The sequence below is a fragment of the uncultured Caldilinea sp. genome, assembly GCF_937128415.1.
Lineage (GTDB): Bacteria > Chloroflexota > Anaerolineae > Caldilineales > Caldilineaceae > Caldilinea.
Window position 1 is genome coordinate 62,958 of the sequence record NZ_CAKZMJ010000069.1, and the last position, 15,847, is coordinate 78,804.

15 protein-coding genes are annotated in these 15,847 nt (G+C 63.7%); 5 read left to right on the forward strand and 10 right to left on the reverse strand.

The features are described 5' to 3' along the window. Positions 1 to 31: 31 nt before the first annotated feature. The 4 genes from Q0367_RS13355 to Q0367_RS13370 are packed head-to-tail and all read left to right on the forward strand — an operon-like array spanning position 32 to position 4,503. Positions 32 to 655: a restriction endonuclease subunit S gene (locus Q0367_RS13355; protein WP_363325870.1), complete on the forward strand. Its 624-nt coding sequence runs from the start codon at positions 32 to 34 to the stop codon at positions 653 to 655. Beyond that, positions 642 to 1,277 (forward strand): transposase, encoded by a 636-nt coding sequence (locus Q0367_RS13360; RefSeq protein WP_297641306.1) that lies wholly within the window; start codon positions 642 to 644, stop codon positions 1,275 to 1,277. Before Q0367_RS13355 ends, Q0367_RS13360 begins: the two co-directional genes overlap by 14 nt. After that, on the forward strand, positions 1,274 to 4,189 hold the full coding sequence (locus Q0367_RS13365; RefSeq protein WP_298982785.1) for a type I restriction endonuclease subunit R: 2,916 nt from the start codon (positions 1,274 to 1,276) through the stop codon (positions 4,187 to 4,189). Before Q0367_RS13360 ends, Q0367_RS13365 begins: the two co-directional genes overlap by 4 nt. Beyond that, positions 4,186 to 4,503: a M48 family metallopeptidase gene (locus tag Q0367_RS13370; RefSeq protein WP_297640898.1), complete on the forward strand. Its 318-nt coding sequence runs from the start codon at positions 4,186 to 4,188 to the stop codon at positions 4,501 to 4,503. Before Q0367_RS13365 ends, Q0367_RS13370 begins: the two co-directional genes overlap by 4 nt. Before the next feature lie 234 nt (positions 4,504 to 4,737). Here the strand turns inward: Q0367_RS13370 and Q0367_RS13375 are convergent, their stop codons facing one another. Then, positions 4,738 to 5,673, reverse strand: a complete 936-nt coding sequence (locus Q0367_RS13375; protein WP_297633048.1) for a UDP-glucuronic acid decarboxylase family protein — start codon at positions 5,671 to 5,673, stop codon at positions 4,738 to 4,740. 43 nt (positions 5,674 to 5,716) lie between these two features. On the opposite strand from Q0367_RS13375, the gene Q0367_RS13380 reads away from it, so the two are divergent. Continuing rightward, a complete protein-coding gene (locus Q0367_RS13380) occupies positions 5,717 to 6,514 on the forward strand; it encodes a prolipoprotein diacylglyceryl transferase family protein (RefSeq protein ID WP_297633051.1) in 798 nt (265 codons plus the stop codon). Here Q0367_RS13380 and Q0367_RS13385 read toward each other — a convergent pair. The 9 genes from Q0367_RS13385 to Q0367_RS13425 all read right to left on the reverse strand — a co-directional run bounded on the left by Q0367_RS13385 (position 6,475) and on the right by Q0367_RS13425 (position 15,814). Continuing rightward, positions 6,475 to 7,149: a thiamine diphosphokinase gene (locus Q0367_RS13385; protein ID WP_297633054.1), complete on the reverse strand. Its 675-nt coding sequence runs from the start codon at positions 7,147 to 7,149 to the stop codon at positions 6,475 to 6,477. The genes Q0367_RS13380 and Q0367_RS13385 overlap by 40 nt on opposite strands. Positions 7,150 to 7,193: 44 nt before the next feature. Next, the gene (locus Q0367_RS13390) at positions 7,194 to 8,594 is read right to left on the reverse strand and encodes an ADP-ribosylglycohydrolase family protein (RefSeq protein WP_297633057.1); all 1,401 of its coding nucleotides are present in this window, start codon (positions 8,592 to 8,594) and stop codon (positions 7,194 to 7,196) included. Then, entirely contained in the window at positions 8,581 to 9,486 is a 906-nt protein-coding gene (locus Q0367_RS13395) for an ABC transporter permease (protein ID WP_297633060.1), read from the reverse strand. Before Q0367_RS13395 ends, Q0367_RS13390 begins: the two co-directional genes overlap by 14 nt. Next, positions 9,483 to 10,550: an ABC transporter permease gene (locus Q0367_RS13400; protein ID WP_298982789.1), complete on the reverse strand. Its 1,068-nt coding sequence runs from the start codon at positions 10,548 to 10,550 to the stop codon at positions 9,483 to 9,485. The genes Q0367_RS13395 and Q0367_RS13400 overlap by 4 nt, the downstream gene beginning before the upstream one ends. A gap of 6 nt (positions 10,551 to 10,556) precedes the next feature. Beyond that, positions 10,557 to 12,128: an ABC transporter ATP-binding protein gene (locus Q0367_RS13405; protein ID WP_297633066.1), complete on the reverse strand. Its 1,572-nt coding sequence runs from the start codon at positions 12,126 to 12,128 to the stop codon at positions 10,557 to 10,559. 41 nt (positions 12,129 to 12,169) lie between these two features. Continuing rightward, positions 12,170 to 13,225, reverse strand: coding sequence for a BMP family ABC transporter substrate-binding protein (locus Q0367_RS13410; protein WP_297640900.1), 1,056 nt, complete (start codon positions 13,223 to 13,225; stop codon positions 12,170 to 12,172). Positions 13,226 to 13,628: 403 nt separating this feature from the next. Next, positions 13,629 to 14,006 carry a PPOX class F420-dependent oxidoreductase gene (locus Q0367_RS13415; RefSeq protein WP_297640902.1) on the reverse strand — a complete coding sequence of 126 codons (378 nt, stop codon included), beginning with the start codon at positions 14,004 to 14,006 and terminating at the stop codon, positions 13,629 to 13,631. Positions 14,007 to 14,104: 98 nt separating this feature from the next. After that, on the reverse strand, positions 14,105 to 15,127 hold the full coding sequence (gene era / locus Q0367_RS13420; RefSeq protein WP_297640904.1) for a GTPase Era: 1,023 nt from the start codon (positions 15,125 to 15,127) through the stop codon (positions 14,105 to 14,107). Between the two features lie 18 nt (positions 15,128 to 15,145). After that, a complete protein-coding gene (locus tag Q0367_RS13425) occupies positions 15,146 to 15,814 on the reverse strand; it encodes a YIP1 family protein (protein WP_297640906.1) in 669 nt (222 codons plus the stop codon). Between the last annotated feature and the right edge of the window lie 33 nt (positions 15,815 to 15,847).

Below are 15,847 nucleotides of genomic sequence, written 5' to 3' on the forward strand. Positions count from 1 at the left end.
GGAGGTGGTCTCCGTTGGACCATCTCGTACGATGCGAGAAGAACGACTCTTTGTACCGTTCATCCCGATGTCAATAATCCCAGAAAATGGAATCTTTATTTCTCGGTGGGAATTGAGAGCGCCGGAAGAAGTGCGTAGTGGCGTGACTGTTTCAGAAGGTGACTTTCTATTAGCCAAAATAACCCCTTGTCTTGAGAATGGGAAACAAGGCATTGTTAGGGGCATACCCGGAGGATGGGGATATGCAACTACAGAAGTTTTTCCCATTCGCCCAAAAGACGAACTGAACACAGAATTCCTGGCTTTGTATCTTTTGCAACCAGAAGTGAGACAAGACCTTGCTGCAAAGATGGAAGGTACAACTGGCAGACAGCGTCTTCCAAAATCGGTTGTGTTATCTCTTCTCATTCCCCTCCCCCCTCTCTCCGAGCAACGCGAGATTGCGCGCATCCTGCAGGCGGTAGATCGGCGCATCGCGGCGGAGGAGGCGTATGCCCGCGCGCTGGGGGACCTCTTCAAGACCCTGTTGCACGATCTGATGACCGCACGACGGCGGGTGCCGGTGGCTGCCATTGAAATCTTAGGGGCAAGGCAGTGCCTTGCCCCTACAGCGATCAAAACAATTCAATCAAGGACGGGGCATGATGCGTTATGATCCCAACCGCCATCATCGCCGTTCGATTCGCCTCAAGGGGTACGATTACACCCAGCCGGGCGCGTATTTCATCACCATCTGCACGCACGATCGGGCGCATTTTTTCGGCGCAGTGGTGAACGGGGTGATGCGGTTGAACGACGCCGGATGCATCGCCGCGCAATGTTGGCGCGACATTCCTGTGCATTTTCCGCACGTTCAATTGGATGTGTTCGTGATCATGCCCAATCATATCCACGGCGTGTTGTGGATTGTGGCCAATGACAACAACGCGGGGACGCAAAACGTAGGGGCGACGCATGCGTCGCCCCTACCACCGCGTGGCCCCGTGCCGCAATCGGTTGGCGCCATCATCGGTCAATTCAAATCCGCCGTGACCAAACGCATCAACGAATTACGCCACACCCCCAGCGCACCCATCTGGCAACGCAATTACTACGAACACATCATCCGGGACGAACGCGCCCTGAACGCCATCCGCCGTTACATTCAGGAAAATCCCCTGCGCTGGCATTTGGACCGCGAAAACGATCAACGCACCGGTAGCGATCCGTTGGCGCGCGAGATTTGGGAAATGTTCCAGGACGACGACCGACACCATGCTGCGGGAGATGCCCCATGACCCTCTCCTCCGAACGTCACACCGTCCAGAACCCGCTCATCCGGTATGCCGCCGAGGCTGGCTGGACCTACCTCGCGCCTGAAGAAGCGCTGCGTCTGCGCGGGGGCGAGGACAAGCCCTTCCTACAGCCGGTGCTGGTGGAGCAGCTCCAGCGTCTCAACCCGGGGGTGGTGACCAGCGCAGCCAAAGCAGAGGAGGTCGTGCGCCGCCTGCTTTCCCTGCGCGCCGACATCGAGGGCAACCGCGAGGCCTGGGAGCACCTTAAGGGGCTGAAGACCATCTTCGTCGAGGCCGAGCGCCGCGAGCGCAACCTGCGCCTGCTGGACGCGCAGCGGCCGGAGGCCAACCGCTTTCACGTCACCGACGAGTTCCCCTTTCAAAGCGGCGCGCGGCGCATCCGCGCCGACGTCGTGTTCCTGGTCAACGGCATCCCGGTCATCGTGGTCGAGACCAAGGCGGCCACGCACCTGGAGGGCATCGCCGAGGCCCTCGACCAGATCCGCCGCTACCACGCCGAGGCCCCCGATCTCATGGCCCAGGCGCAGCTTTTCGCCCTGACCCACCTGATCCAGTTCTTCTACGGCGCCACCTGGTCCCTCTCGCGCAAGACCCTGTTCAACTGGCGGGAGGAGGTAGGGACGAATCATGATTCGCCCCTACCGGATTTTGAAACCCTGGTCAAATCCTTCGTCGCCCCGCGCCGCGTGCTGCGCGTGCTGACGGATTACATTCTTTTCGCCCGTAAGGACGGGGAGCTGACCAAGGTCGTCCTGCGCCCCCACCAGATGCGCGCCGCCGAGCGGGTGCTATCGCGGGCGCGCGACCCCCAAAAACATCGTGGGCTTGTCTGGCACACCCAGGGCTCCGGTAAGACCTACACCATGCTCACCATCGCCCGCCTGCTGCTGGAGGATCCCCATTTTCAAAACCCCACCGTCCTGCTCATCGTGGACCGCAACGAGCTGGAGCAGCAGCTCTTCCAGAACCTGGAGGCCATCGGCTTCGGCCGGGTGCACCTGGCCCTCTCCAAACGCCACCTGCGGGATCTGCTCAAGGCCGACACGCGCGGCCTGATCGTCAGCATGATCCACAAGTTCGACGACATGCCGGCCGACCTGTGCACGCGCAGCAACGTCTTTGTGCTGGTGGACGAGGCCCATCGCTCCACGGGCGGCGACCTGGGCAACTACCTGATGGGCGCGCTGCCCAACGCCACCTTCGTCGGCTTCACCGGCACCCCCATTGACCGCACCGCGCACGGCAGGGGCACTTTCAAGACCTTCGGCGGGGACGACCCGCAGGGGTACCTGGACAAGTACTCCATCCGCGAGTCCATCCAGGACGGCGCCACCGTGCCGCTGCACTATCAGCTTGCCCCCAACGACCTGATCGCCGACCGCGAGGCGATGGAGCGGGAGTTCTGGGCGGCGGCTGAGCTGGAGGGCGTGGCGGACATCGAGGAGATCAACCGCGTCCTCGACCGCGCCGTGACCCTGACCAACATGCTCAAGAACCGCGAGCGGGTGGAAAAAATCGCCGCCTTCGTGGCCGAACACTTCCGGCAAACGGTGCAACCGATGGGTTACAAAGCCTTCCTCGTCGCCGCCGACCGCGAGGCGTGCGCCCTCTATAAGGAGGCGCTGGACCGCCATCTGCCGCCCGACTGGAGCGCCGTGGTCATCAGCGCCGGGCACAACGACCCGCCCCACCTCAAGCGCCACCACCTGAGCGAGGACGAGGAGCGCCGTCTGCGCCAGGCCTTCCGCAAGCCGGGCGAGAACCCGCAGCTCTTCATCGTCACCGAGAAGCTCCTCACCGGCTACGACGCGCCCATCCTCTACTGCATGTACCTGGACAAGCCCATGCGCGACCACGTGTTGCTCCAGGCCATCGCCCGCGTCAACCGCCCCTACGAGAGCGAGGACGGCCAGCGCAAGACCACCGGCCTGATCCTGGACTTCGTAGGCGTGTTCGAGAACCTGGAGCGCGCGCTGGCTTTCGACTCGCAGGAAGTGAGCAGCGTGGTGGAGGGGATTGACGTGTTGCAGGCGCGGTTCAACCAGTTGATGGAGGAGGGCCGCAGGACATATCTGCCCCTGACCGCCGGACGAGCCGGCGACAAGGCGACCGAGGCCGTGCTGGAGCACTTCCGCGACAAGGCGCCGCGGGAAACGTTCTACCGTTTCTTCCGCGAGCTCGAAGAGCTCTACGAGATCCTCTCGCCCGACCCGTTCCTGCGCCCCTTCCTGGAGGACTACCAGCGCCTGGTGGAGATGTATCGCCTGCTGCGCGCCGCCTACGAGCCGCACGCGCCGGTGGACAGGTCCTTCCTGCGCAAGACCGCCGAGATCGTCCAACGACACAGCCGCGCCGGCCTGCTGCGGGAGCCGACGGTGAACTATGAGATCGGGCCGGCGGCGCTGCTGGCCTTGCTCAACGCCGACAAGCCCGACACCGTCAAGGTCTTCAACCTGCTGAAAGAGCTGCACCGGCTGGTGGAGGAAGAGGGCAGCGCCGCGCCCTACCTGCTCTCCATCGGCGAGCGCGCCGAGGAAATCCGTCGGCGCTTTGAGGAAAGACAGATCGAGTCGCAGGAGGCGCTGCGCGAACTGGACGAGCTGGTGCAGCAACTCAACCAGGCCCACGCCGAGCGCCAATCCAGCCCCCTCTCCCCACAGGCCTTCGCCGTGGAATGGTGGCTGCGCACCCATCAGGTTTCCCCCGCGGCCGCCGGCCGGGTCGCCCAGGCGATGGAAGCGGCCTTTGTGGCATGGCCTCACTGGATGGTCAACCAGAGGCAGGAGGGCGAGGTGCGAGGCCGTCTGTACAAAGCGCTGCTGGACATCGGCGTCCAGGACGTAGTGGCCTGGGCCGATGCCATGCTGAACCTGTTGCGGAGGGCCGCCGAATGAGGAAAGCCGGCGCTCCGGAGTGGCAGCCGCTGGAGCAGGCCGTGCCGCTGGACCTGTTCCGCGCCGAGGTCGAGGCCTGGGCACAGCGCATCGGGGTCACCCCCCGCGAGATCCGCATCCGCCCGATGAAGCGCAAGTGGGGCAGCTGCTCCTCGCAGGGCCGGCTCACCTTCGACGCCGACCTGCTGCGTCAACCTGCTGATTTTCGTCGCGAAGTCATCGTGCATGAGCTGCTGCATCTCAAGGTGCCCAATCATGGTCGGTTGTTCAAGGCGCTGATGGCCGCCTACCTTGCCCTGGAAACATTTCCCTGATGATGCCAAGGTCTTTCTTTCGAGGTGTGGCTCGTCTCAACGCAGTGAAACGACGGAGCACTGGCGCCAACCCTCGCGGGTGGAATCCATCGAAGCCGGCCTGCGCAAATTCGTCAAGTTTCCTTGCTCGACTGCCCGGCCTTCTCGATATTGAGCGCTACGCCGAGGAGATCACCGGCCCGGACGAGACCATGGACGTGGTCGTGAACCTCTCCAATCGGGTCAATATCACTTTCACACCCCCAACTGCGCCTTGAACCACTCCACCGTCTGCGTCATGCCGGTGCGCAGGTCAACTTTCGGCTCCCAGCCTAGGACGCGCCGCGCTTTGGAGATGTCGGGCTGGCGCTGTTTGGGGTCGTCTTTGGGCAGCGGTTCAAAGCGGATGCCCGCCGGGTTGCCGGTCAGCTCGTTGATGAGCGTGGCGAATTCCAGGATCGTCATCTCGGTGGGGTTGCCGATGTTGACCGGCTCCACTTCGTCGCTCATGAGCAGGCGATAGATGCCCTCGATCAGATCGCTCACATAGCAGAAGCTGCGCGTCTGCCTGCCGTCGCCGTAGACGGTGAGCGGCTCCCGACGCAGCGCCTGGCTGACGAAGTTGGGCACCACGCGGCCGTCGCGCAGGCGCATGCGCGGGCCATAGGTGTTGAAAATGCGCACGATGCGCGTGTCTACGCCGTGATGGCGGTGGTAGGCCATCGTCATCGCCTCGGCGAAACGTTTGGCCTCGTCGTAGACCCCGCGCGGGCCGATCGGGTTGACGTTGCCCCAATAACTTTCCGATTGAGGATGCACCAGTGGGTCGCCGTAGACCTCGCTCGTGCTGGCGAGCAGAAAGCGTGCGCCCTTCGCCATCGCCAACCCCAGCGCGTTGTGCGTGCCCAGGCTGCCCACCTTCAGCGTTTGAATGGGCAGCTCCAGGTAGTCAATTGGACTGGCGGGGCTGGCGAAGTGTAAAATGGCGTCGAGGGGGCCTTTGATGTAGATGTAGTTCGTGACGTCGTGGTGGATAAATTGAAAACGGCGGTTGCCGGCGAGATGTGCAATGTTGTCCGTTGTGCCGGTGATCAAATTGTCCATCGCAATCACGTCGTGCCCTTCGGCGAGCAGACGGTCGCACAGATGACTGCCCAAAAAACCGGCGCCGCCGGTGACAAGAATCCGCATATTCGAACCGATCCTTTCAAATTTTCTGGTTGATCAAGCAAACATGTATCCAGCGCTTCCTTTTGGACCCGTTACGCTGCCCACCGGCCCGATCTTCGCCATGTTGGCCCTCTTTTTCGGGCTGGAAAGCGCCGGCCGCTTCGGGCGTCGCTTTGGCCTGCGCACCGACGACGTCTGGAACGTCGGGCTGCTGGCCATCCTGGCCGGATTGATTGTAGCAAGGTTGTGGAACGTCTTCCAGTTCTGGTATGTCTATTCCGCAGAACCGCTCCTGATCTTCAGCTTGCGGCCGAGCGGCTTCGCCTTTTGGCCGGGCGTCATCGCCGCCCTGGCGGCGGGATACGCCTATCTGCTGCGTCAGTCGTTGGAACCGCTGCGCGTGGCGGCGGCCCTTTCGATGGGGCTGTTGACGGCGGGCGCCATTCTGGCGGTTTCCGACTATCTGACCGGCGCCATCACGGGGTTGCCCAGCGACCTGCCCTGGGCGCGGCCCTATTTCGGCGAAATGCAACATCCCGCTGCGCTCTACCGGGCGCTGGGATTCGCGCTGGGCGTCGTTTTTGTCTGGCCGGCGGCCGACCCGCAACGCCCAGGCCGCACCCTCGGCCATGTTGGGCTGGCCGTCGGGCTTGTGTTGATGGTCGCCGACGCCTTCGCCGCCCCCGGCGCCATGACCGGCCCCTTCCGCACCAGCCAGCTGATCGGTCTGGCCCTGGCGCTTCTTTCAGCCGGCGCGCTGGCGCTTCACACAAAGCGCAAGGACGCTCAGACAGTGCAGGCTGCAGGGCCAGACGACGCTGTTCACGGACCTTCGGTCGATCCTTCATCCTCCGCGCGATAGTTGAGCGTGCGCACGACCAGCGCCAGCCCCTGTCGGATGAAGATGCTTGCGTGCGGCTCCGCCATTTCGTTGCTGATCGCCCGCGTAGAGCCGAGGGACAGCTCGGCCTCTTCAAGCGGATAGCGCAGTCCGCGATAGGTGACGCCTTGCACGGTCGGGCTGAGGGGGATCAGGCTGACGAGGTCTCCGGGCGCGCCGCCGAATGCGAGCGCACCCGGCCCGCGCACCACCTCGGCGATCTGCTCTCCCTCGACCAACTGCACCGACGCCGGCCAGTTGCGCTGGGCCAGAAGTAGCACGTTGGCGAGCGTCTGATCCAATCGTCCCCCCAAGGCGCCGATCAGAAGCACCTCGTCGGCGCCGTCGCGAAGGGCGCGCTCGATGGCGAGTTCGATGTCGGTCTGATCTTTCTCTCGCGGATGTCGTTCGATGCGCACGCCCTGCGCAGCCAGGCTCTCCACCAGGTCCGCAGGCAGGCTGTCGAGGTCGCCGACGACGACGTGCGGCGTGCGCCCAAGCGCCAGCCAATGCAAAGCGCCGCCGTCGGCGGCGACCAGGTAATCGTCGTCGCGCAGGAGGGGTTGAAGGGAAGAATAATCCTGGATGACGCCGTTGACGGCTATGAGTGCACGCATAAAAACCACCCGCCCTGGATGCTTCTACTTCCGACCTTCGCCGTTTACATCCGCGCCAGATGCGCCGTACGCGCCGCCAGCGCCCGAATTGAGAGTCGCTCCTTGCCGCGCAGGTAGGTTTCCAGCAGATCGTTCAAAGGCGCCGCCCACTTCTCCGGCGCGCCGTGCATGATGCCCAGCACGGTGCCCACGAGGCCGGCGTTGCAATCCACATCCAGGCCGGCGTGCGCCAGCCAGCGGAAGGCGGTCGTCAGGTCGCCGCGCGCGTGCCAGAGCGCCAACATGTCGGCCGCCAGGTTCGGATAGGCGTGAATCCAGTTGTACTCCTCGAAGCGGGCGTCGAGCAGTCGCCACGCCGCCGCCGGGTTCGGCTCGCTGCGCAGGACGGCCAGGATCTCGCGCGCCACGGCGACGTACTCGCTGCCGGGCGGGAGATAGTTCAGCGCCTCCTCCAGCAGCGCGCGCTCGTCGTTGCGGACATAGGCCAGCGCCGTCAGGACGGCGGCATACATGCCGCCGTAGACGCCGTTGCGCGCGTGAGAGACCACGCCGTCGAGGTAAGCCAGCCGCGCGGCTTCCAGCGGCCAGCCCGGCGCCACCATCCCGCAGACCATGCCGCGCATCTGACAGCCGATCCAGTCGACGTAGGGGTTGCGGAACGAGCCGGAGCGAGGCGGCATGAGTCCCATGTTCAGGTTGCGCAGCGCAATCCACTCCGCCGACCAGCCGAAGGGAATCTGACGCACCCATTCCAGCCCGAGGCGCCGCGAGGTGAGGCGACGGCCATAGCGCTCAAAGACATCGAGGAAGACCAGCTCATAGACGACGTCGTCGTTCATCGTCTCCGGAGTCGTGATGTAGGCGTCGATCACGCCGTAGACTTCGGCGATGCGGTCGGTGTGATAGCCTTCGATGGCGGTGCCGAATGCTCCGCCCGCCAGTTGACAGAGCCAGCCCGCCAGCGTTTTCTCCTCCAGTCTTTCCAGCGCCCGACGATCCTGCTCCGGGTCGGCGTCGCGCAGCGAGGCGCGCACCGCCTTCCATCCTGGCCCCGGATAGTCGTAGCGCCAGTAGGGATGGTTGGGAATACGTGGGGCGTCGTGCAGCCGAGCCAACAGCTCGGCCGTCAGCGCGCGCAGGTCGTCGATGCGTCTGGCGCGCGCCAGCTCGATCCCTTCCGGCAGCAGCGCCTCGGCTTTGGTCACGTCATAGCCCTGGTTCGCCATCGACTCCACCATCTCGACGTAGGGAATCTCCGGCGCGCCGGAGCCGGGCACGCGCGCATCCCAGAAGAGCAGCAACAGATCGTCGCCGGTGGGAAAGACGGTCTCGCTGGTGTACCAGTCGCTGGGGTGAATGCGGCGGTCGAGCGGAACTGCGCTGAGGCGCAGCTCCCGGTCGATCTGCCAGGCGCGGCGCGGAGTGGACGGGTTAACGGTTGACATAGCTGCGCTCCTTGCGATGACGACGGGCGTAAAGATACAGGGCCGCCAACGTGGCCAGGTAAGGCGTCATGGCGGTGAATTGAGAAGGAACTTGATAACTTTGCAAAAGCAGGCCGAGCACGTCGGCGAAGCCGAAGAGCAGCGAGATGATCGCCACGCCCCACGGATTGCCGTTGACGAGAATGATGGCGGCCAACGAAATCCACCCGCGGCCCGCCGACATGTTCTCTGAGAAGAGCGTGACGTAGCCGAGCGAGAGAAACGCGCCCGCCAGCCCACAGAGCACGCCGCACAGCAGCAGTGAATAGACGCGCATGCGCGCCGAAGAGACGCCGGAGGAGTCGAGGCTGGCGGCGTTGTAACCGGCGGCGCGCAGCCGCAGGCCAAAGCGGGTGCGGAAGACCAGAAAAGCGCTGATCAGCGTCGCCAGGGCGGCGGCGTAGACCATCAGATTTTGCCCGGAAAGGACGGCGCCGAGCAGAGGAACGTCGGCGAGCAGGGGGAGATGCAGCCGCGGGATTGGGTCGATGCCCGGCCCGGCGAAGACGCCCTTGACGCCGAAGCTCTGGCGCAGCAGATAGGTCGTGGCGCCGAGAGTGAAAAGATTGAGAGCGATGCCGGTGACGAACTCGTCGGTGTCCAGCCAGACGGCGAAGACGATGAAGATCAACGCCAGCGCCAGCGCGCCGAGGATGGCCAGCAGCACCCCGGCGAGCCAAGACCCGAAGGTGAAGGAGCCCCACACGGCGCAGAAGGCGGCCATCAACATCATTCCTTCCATGGCGATGTTGAAGACGCCGGCGTAGAAGGTGAAGGCGCCGCCCAGTGCAGCCAGCAGGATGGGCGTCGCCCCTGAAATTGCGCCGTTGAGCAGACCGGTGAGAATGTTCATGGTTGTTCCACGCTTTCCAGGAAGGGAGCTTGTTTGGCCCTGCGCTGCGCCTGTCGTCGCGCGGCCAGGCGGTCGGCGAGCTGATGCAGCGCCTCGCGGCTGGCGACGATGACCAACACGAGCGCGCCCTGAAGCACCAGGACGATTTCGCTCGGGACTGCGGTGATCAGCTCCATGCCCAGCGCGCCGGTCTGGATGGCGGCGAAGAAGAGGCCGTACGCCAGCACGCCGGGCAGGCTGTTGTTGGCGACGATGGCGATCATGACGCCGTCCCACGCGTAATTAGCGCCCAGCCCGCGCAAAAAGCGATGCGGCCCGCCCATGATCAACAGGCCGCCCGCCAGCCCGGCCAATGCGCCGGTCAGGAGCATCACAAGGATGAAGTTGCGGTCCACAGGGCAGCCGCCTAGCCGGGCGAAGAGCGAATTTTGCCCGCCGATGCGCCATTCATAGCCCGGGCGCGTGCGCGCCAGCAGAAACCACATCAGCGCCGTCGCCGCCAGCATCCAGAAGACTGCGCTGTTCCAGTCGCCGAACTCCGGCAGCCAGCCGCTCGTCGCAATCGGCGGCGTCATCGGCGAATAGGCGGCGGCGTCCTTGAAAGGGTAGGTGATCGCCCACAGCGTGAAGTAATCCGCCACGATGTTCAGCATCAAAGTGACGATGAACTCGCTCATGCCGAAGGCCTGACGCAACAGCGCGGCCAGGCCAGACCAGAGCGCCCCGGCCGCCATCGCCAGCAGCGCCAGCGTCGGGATCATCACCAGCGGCGGCAGGTCGAGATAGAGGCCGGCGATGGTCGCCGCCAGCGCGCCCATGAGCAACTGGCCGGGTTGGCCCAGGTTGACCGGCCCCGATGCAAAGGCGATGGCTGCGGAAAGGCCGGTGAGCACGAGCGGGACGGCGTTTTTGAAGGTGGTCGCCAGCGCGTAGGGGCTGCCGAGCGAAAACTGAAACAGCGCCGCGTAGCTGGCCAACGGATCGTAGCCCTGCGCCAGCATGATCAGTGCGCCGAGCGCCAGTGCAATGAGAACGCCAAGCGCAGCGTTGAGCACCCTTGCCATCTGCGATCAAGCCTTTCCTTCCAGCATGTAGCGGCCTATCTGTTCGACCGTGGCCTGCTCGACGGGCAGATCGGCGACGATCTCTCCACGGTGCAGCACCACAATGCGGTCGGCCAGCAGGAAAATCTCTTCGAGATTGGCCGAGATCATCAACAGGCCGCGACCGGCGCGACGCATCGCCAGCATCTGGTCATGCACATACTCGATCGAGCCGACGTCCAGCCCGCGTGTCGGTTGGTCGAGCAGGATGAAAGGGCATTCCAGCAGCAGCTCGCGGCCCAGGATCACCTTCTGCTGATTGCCGCCGGAGAGCGCGCGCAACGGCGCAGCGCGGGCGGGCATGCTCACGTTGAAGCGCTGCGCCAGCGCATCGGTGAAACGGTGCGCGGCCTTTCGATCGAGCAGCAGCCCTTTCCAGCGCGTCAGCCGTGGGTTGAGACGGTGATGGGTCATGATGGCGTTTTCCACCACCGAGGCGGCCAGGCTGCCGCCCATGCGCCCCCTGTCTTGCGGAACGTAGGCGATGTAGCGCCGTCGCTCCAGGATCGGCGCGTGGGTGAGATCGACGCCGGCGACGCGCAGCGTTCCCGCCGTCGGTTGAAGCAGGCCGGTGATGGCGTTGACGAGCTCCAGTTGGCCGTTGCCTTCCACGCCCGCCACGCCGACCAGCTCACCGGCGCGCACCTGCAAGTGAACGTCCTTAAGCCGGACGCGGCCGTGCTCGTCTTCGTAGCGCAATCCCTCGACGGCGAAGACGACGTCGCCGGGCGCCTGAGGCGTGCGCCGCGAGCTGAAAAGCACCTCGCGGCCGACCATCAGCGCGGCCAGCTCGCTGCGCGTCGTCTGGGCGGCGGGGAGCGTAGCGACGACGCGGCCCTTGCGCAGCACCGTCACCCGCTCCGCCAGCTCGAGCACCTCCTCCAGCCTGTGCGAGATGAAGAGGATCGTATGTCCTTCGTTGCGCAGCTCCCGCAGCTCGGCGAAGAGCTGGGGAATCTCCTGCGGCGTCAGCACTGCGGTCGGTTCGTCCAGGATCAGCACGGAGACGTCGCGATAGAGGAGCTTGAGGATTTCCACTTTTTGACGCGCCGCCACGGAGATGTCGGCCACGATAGCGTCAGGGTCGAGCGCAAAATGAAAGCGGTCGATGATTGCCTGCACTTCGCCGCGCGCACGCTTTCTGTCGATGCGTCCCAGGCGATCGACCGGCTCTGCGCCGAGCACGATGTTTTCCCACACCGTATATTCGTTGATGAGCAGGATTTCCTGGTGCACCATGCCGATGCCCGCCGCGATCGCTTCGCCGGGGGAGCGAAAGCGCACCGGACGGCCTCGATAGCGAATTTCGCCCCGGTCGTGGTGGACAAGGCCATAAAGCACCTTCATCAGCGTGCTCTTGCCCGCGCCGTTTTCGCCGACGAGCGCGTGGATCTCGCCGTCGGCGAAGCTCACCGTCGCGTCATCCAGCGCCAGCACGTTGGGCGGATAGACCTTCACGATGCCTTGCATCTGGATGAGAGGAGGCGCAAGTTGCACGCTGCGGTCTGCGACTTGCGCCTCTGCGCGCTGGGTTGACATTCCGCCGCCTGCGGCCATAGTTTGTGCTTTAGAGGGATGCGCTATTGCCAGACGTCGCGGCCGTCGTACAGCTCGATTTTCAGCGTTCCATCGATGATCTGCTGGCGCAGCTCCATCACGCGCTGTTCGATCGCCTCCGGCAACACTTTGACTTTCGCTTCCGTCACCAGATCGACGCCGCCGCTGGCCAGGCCATACTGGAGCACGGCGCCGGGCTGATAGGTTCCCTCGACGATGCTCTTGTAGACGTCCTGGATCGCCTTGCCGACGTCCTTGATGTCGGAAGCGACGACATGGCCCGGCTCCAGGTCGTTCTGGTTGGTGTCCACGCCAATGGCGTAGAGGTTGCGCTCGCGCGCCGCCTGCAAAACGCCGATGCCCGCTGCAGCCGCCACCTGGAAGACCACGTCCGCTCCCTGGTCGTAGAGCTGCAGGGCCGCCTGTTTGCCTTTGGCTGCATCGTCCCAGGCGCCGCCAAGCGACTTCTTCAACACGACGATCTCCGGATCGACCGATTTCGCGCCGTTCTCGTAGGCAAAGATGAAAGAATTCACTACGGGGTCAACGTCGCCGCCGACGACGCCCACGATCTTCTCCGGGTTGATGTTGGGCACGCTCGTGTCGAGGGTCAGCATGCCCGCCACGACGCCGGCGAGATAGGCGCTCTCCTCCTCGATGAAGTCGACCGAGGTGATGGTGTTGGCGCTGTTTTGCACCACGGTGTCGAGGTTGACGAAGATTTTGTCTGGATTTTTATCGGCGATCGCCTTGAGCTGATCCTCGAAGCCGTAGGAGATGACGAAGATGACGTCGGCGTAGCTCACCGCCGCCTGCAGCGACGGCTCATACTTGCCGGCGTCGAAGTTGGCCTCGATGGTGCGCGTCTCGACGCCGTAGTTGGCCGCCAGCGCGTCGATGCCCGCCTTGCCGGAGTCATAGAAGGCGTTGTCGCCCAGGGCGCCGTTGATCAGATACACGACGCGCTTGGGTTGGGCGGCGGGCTGCTCTGTGCCCGGTTGCGCTGCCGGCGCCAGGGTGCAGCCGACAAGCACAAGGCCGAACAGCAAAGAAACCAGGATACGGAATCCTTTGTACATTGTGCATCCTCCTCAGCAAACAATAACTTGTTGATGATCTCCGGCGCAACGGAATCGCCGTTGATTCGATTGTCTCTCGCAAAATCACTCTGCGATGCTCGCAGCCACAGGTCCTCACCCCCTGCCCCCTCTCCCAGCATTGGGAGAGGGGGAGGAAGGCGCGCCGGGGATTTGGTTCGCCGAGGCAACGCCTACGGAGTGATGATGGTTTTTCGTAGGTGCGGCTCGCAGCCGCACGTCCTCGACAATCCCCGAGCATTTGGGCGAACCCGGCCAGCGCCGCTACGAGCGGCGCCTACGGATTCCCCCGCAATCGGTGAAAGCCCATCCCATTGGGAATCGGCGACTACAATCAACTTCCGACTTTTTTGTCCACGAGAGCGGTTTCAATTTCTTACAGATTCTACGGCTCTGTGATTTCCAACACCACATGGTTGGCCCGATTGCGCGAAAAGCGCCCCATCAGGTTGAAGAGCTGGAATTGCCAGCCGTATTTCTTCGCCAGCCGCTCCCGTTGCTTTCGATCTTCCGCCGGGTCGTCGAGCACGCGAGCGCGGGCTTCCACCCATGCGCTCTTGGGATTGCCGCGCGCATCGCTGACGGCAATGCGCACCCGTCCGTTGTTGCGGATGCGCTTGACTTTGCCGCTGTCCGCCAGCGTCCAGACATAGAGTTTACCGTTCTCCGCAGCGACCCAGACGGGCGTCACTACTCCCTCTCCGCTTTTCCGAAAAGTCTCCAACGCAATATAGGTCGGATTGCCGATCTCTCGAAAGGTCATGCAGCGAGTCCTCCTTGCGTTTGATGACTTTCTGAAAATTGAGTCTACTCGCTGCACTCAAAATAGACGGTGACCGGCCATGCAAAAGTCCGGTGCGGCTAGCGCACTGCGTATCCCAGTTGCTTGAGCAGATTCTGTCGCCGCCGCCAGCGCTCCCACACTTTGACCCACAGTTCAAGGTAGACCTTGGTTCCAACCAGTTCTTCGATCTCAGGCCGCGCCATCTGCCCGATGCGCTTGATCATGCTGCCGCCTTTGCCCAGCACGATCGGCTTTTGCGACTCGCGTTCGACGTAGAGCACGGCGGAGATGTAGGTCAACTTTTCGCTGCGCTCTACGAACTCATCCACCTCAACCGCCAGGCTATGCGGCACCTCATCCTGCAACAGGAGCAGCGCCTTTTCGCGGATGATCTCCGCCGCCATATGGCGCAAATTCATGTCGGTGATTTGGTCCTCGGGATAAAAACGGGGACCTGGCGGCAGCAGCGCGCGAACCAAAGCCAACAACTCCTCGATGCCCGCCCCCGTGGCTGCGCTGAGGAGAACGGTCTGCAGGGCGGGTTGGCTGTCTGCAGTTTGCTCCGGAAGCCAATCGAGCAGCGCCGTGTACTCGCGCACGCGCGCCGCCGTCGCCTCTGCATCGCCATGCCAGCGGTCGATCTGGTTCAGCCCCAGGATCAGCGGCGGAAGCTGGATGCGTTTGCGCTTGCGCGTGGTCAGATGGCGCAGCAGCTCGACGATGGCCTGCTCCTCGTCCGTGGGCCGTGTGTTGATGTCCACCAGCCAGAGCACGACGTCGGCGTCGGCGATGGCGTCGGCGGCCACCTGCACCATGTACTCGCCCAGCTTGTGCAGAGGACGGTGAATGCCGGGCGTGTCCAGAAAGAGCATCTGCGCGTCCTCGGTGGTGAGGATGCCCAGAATGCGGTCGCGCGTCGTCTGCGGCTTGGGGCTGGTGATGGCGATCTTCTGCCCCAGCAGTCGATTGAGCAACGTCGACTTGCCGACGTTGGGCCTGCCGATCACCGCAACGAAGCCGCTGCGGTGGTCGGCGGGTGGCTCCGCGTCGACGTTCGGATTCTGGAGAAGGTCAGACCGTTCTGTGCTGGATGGCTCCATGAACCCCTCGGCCTCGTCTTACTGGAAGCGCAGCGACATCAACGCGCTGATGAGCGCTGCCGCCGCGCAGACGCCGAGCGCCAGCACCACCAGCAGCGGAATCAGCACCACCAGCAGCGCGCGGCCATCGCTGAGGCGATGCTCCGCCTTGGTGGCGAAGAAGACCAGCGCCAGCGAGTAGATGGAGATAAGCGGCGTCAGACAGCCGACGAAGGGCGCCAGGCTCAGCAGCGTGCTCACGATGCCTAGCGGCGCTGCGAACGCGGCGTTGAGATAGGCGTAACGCCCGAATTCGCCGACGCCTCCCAGCAGCCTGGCGATCAGATGGTAAACTGCCACGCCGATCAAGAAGAAGAGCGGCACGATGATGATGTTGAGCAGGCTGCCCAACCCAACCATGCCCATGCCGCCGCCGGTGAACATGCGCATCATTTGCTCAAACTGCGCCGCTTCGGCGGGAGACATGCCGGCCTGCGCCATAAATTGAGGCATCATGGCGCTCATCGTGTTGAGCGCCAACATGCCTCCCAACAGGCCGATCACCGATGCGATCACAGCGTAAATCACCATCCACAAAATTGCGGTCGTCACCGTGGCGTTCGGCTTCTGGCGCAATTCCAGATAGGTTGCTTCGCTCGGGCTGGTCGTCGCCTTGAGCCAGGTCTGCCACATGTCAGAAAAGTTCATGTTTCCCCCTCCTGTGCTGAAAGTCGGTTCAAC

Coding starts and splice junctions, on each gene's coding strand:
- Q0367_RS13355 (WP_363325870.1), top strand. CDS start 32: ATGCGAGAAGAACGACTCTTTGTACCGTTCATCCCGATGTCAATAATC.
- Q0367_RS13360 (WP_297641306.1), top strand. CDS start 642: ATGATGCGTTATGATCCCAACCGCCATCATCGCCGTTCGATTCGCCTC.
- Q0367_RS13365 (WP_298982785.1), top strand. CDS start 1,274: ATGACCCTCTCCTCCGAACGTCACACCGTCCAGAACCCGCTCATCCGG.
- Q0367_RS13370 (WP_297640898.1), top strand. CDS start 4,186: ATGAGGAAAGCCGGCGCTCCGGAGTGGCAGCCGCTGGAGCAGGCCGTG.
- Q0367_RS13375 (WP_297633048.1), bottom strand. CDS start 5,673: ATGCGGATTCTTGTCACCGGCGGCGCCGGTTTTTTGGGCAGTCATCTG.
- Q0367_RS13380 (WP_297633051.1), top strand. CDS start 5,717: ATGTATCCAGCGCTTCCTTTTGGACCCGTTACGCTGCCCACCGGCCCG.
- Q0367_RS13385 (WP_297633054.1), bottom strand. CDS start 7,149: ATGCGTGCACTCATAGCCGTCAACGGCGTCATCCAGGATTATTCTTCC.
- Q0367_RS13390 (WP_297633057.1), bottom strand. CDS start 8,594: ATGTCAACCGTTAACCCGTCCACTCCGCGCCGCGCCTGGCAGATCGAC.
- Q0367_RS13395 (WP_297633060.1), bottom strand. CDS start 9,486: ATGAACATTCTCACCGGTCTGCTCAACGGCGCAATTTCAGGGGCGACG.
- Q0367_RS13400 (WP_298982789.1), bottom strand. CDS start 10,550: ATGGCAAGGGTGCTCAACGCTGCGCTTGGCGTTCTCATTGCACTGGCG.
- Q0367_RS13405 (WP_297633066.1), bottom strand. CDS start 12,128: ATGTCAACCCAGCGCGCAGAGGCGCAAGTCGCAGACCGCAGCGTGCAA.
- Q0367_RS13410 (WP_297640900.1), bottom strand. CDS start 13,225: ATGTACAAAGGATTCCGTATCCTGGTTTCTTTGCTGTTCGGCCTTGTG.
- Q0367_RS13415 (WP_297640902.1), bottom strand. CDS start 14,006: ATGACCTTTCGAGAGATCGGCAATCCGACCTATATTGCGTTGGAGACT.
- era (WP_297640904.1), bottom strand. CDS start 15,127: ATGGAGCCATCCAGCACAGAACGGTCTGACCTTCTCCAGAATCCGAAC.
- Q0367_RS13425 (WP_297640906.1), bottom strand. CDS start 15,814: ATGAACTTTTCTGACATGTGGCAGACCTGGCTCAAGGCGACGACCAGC.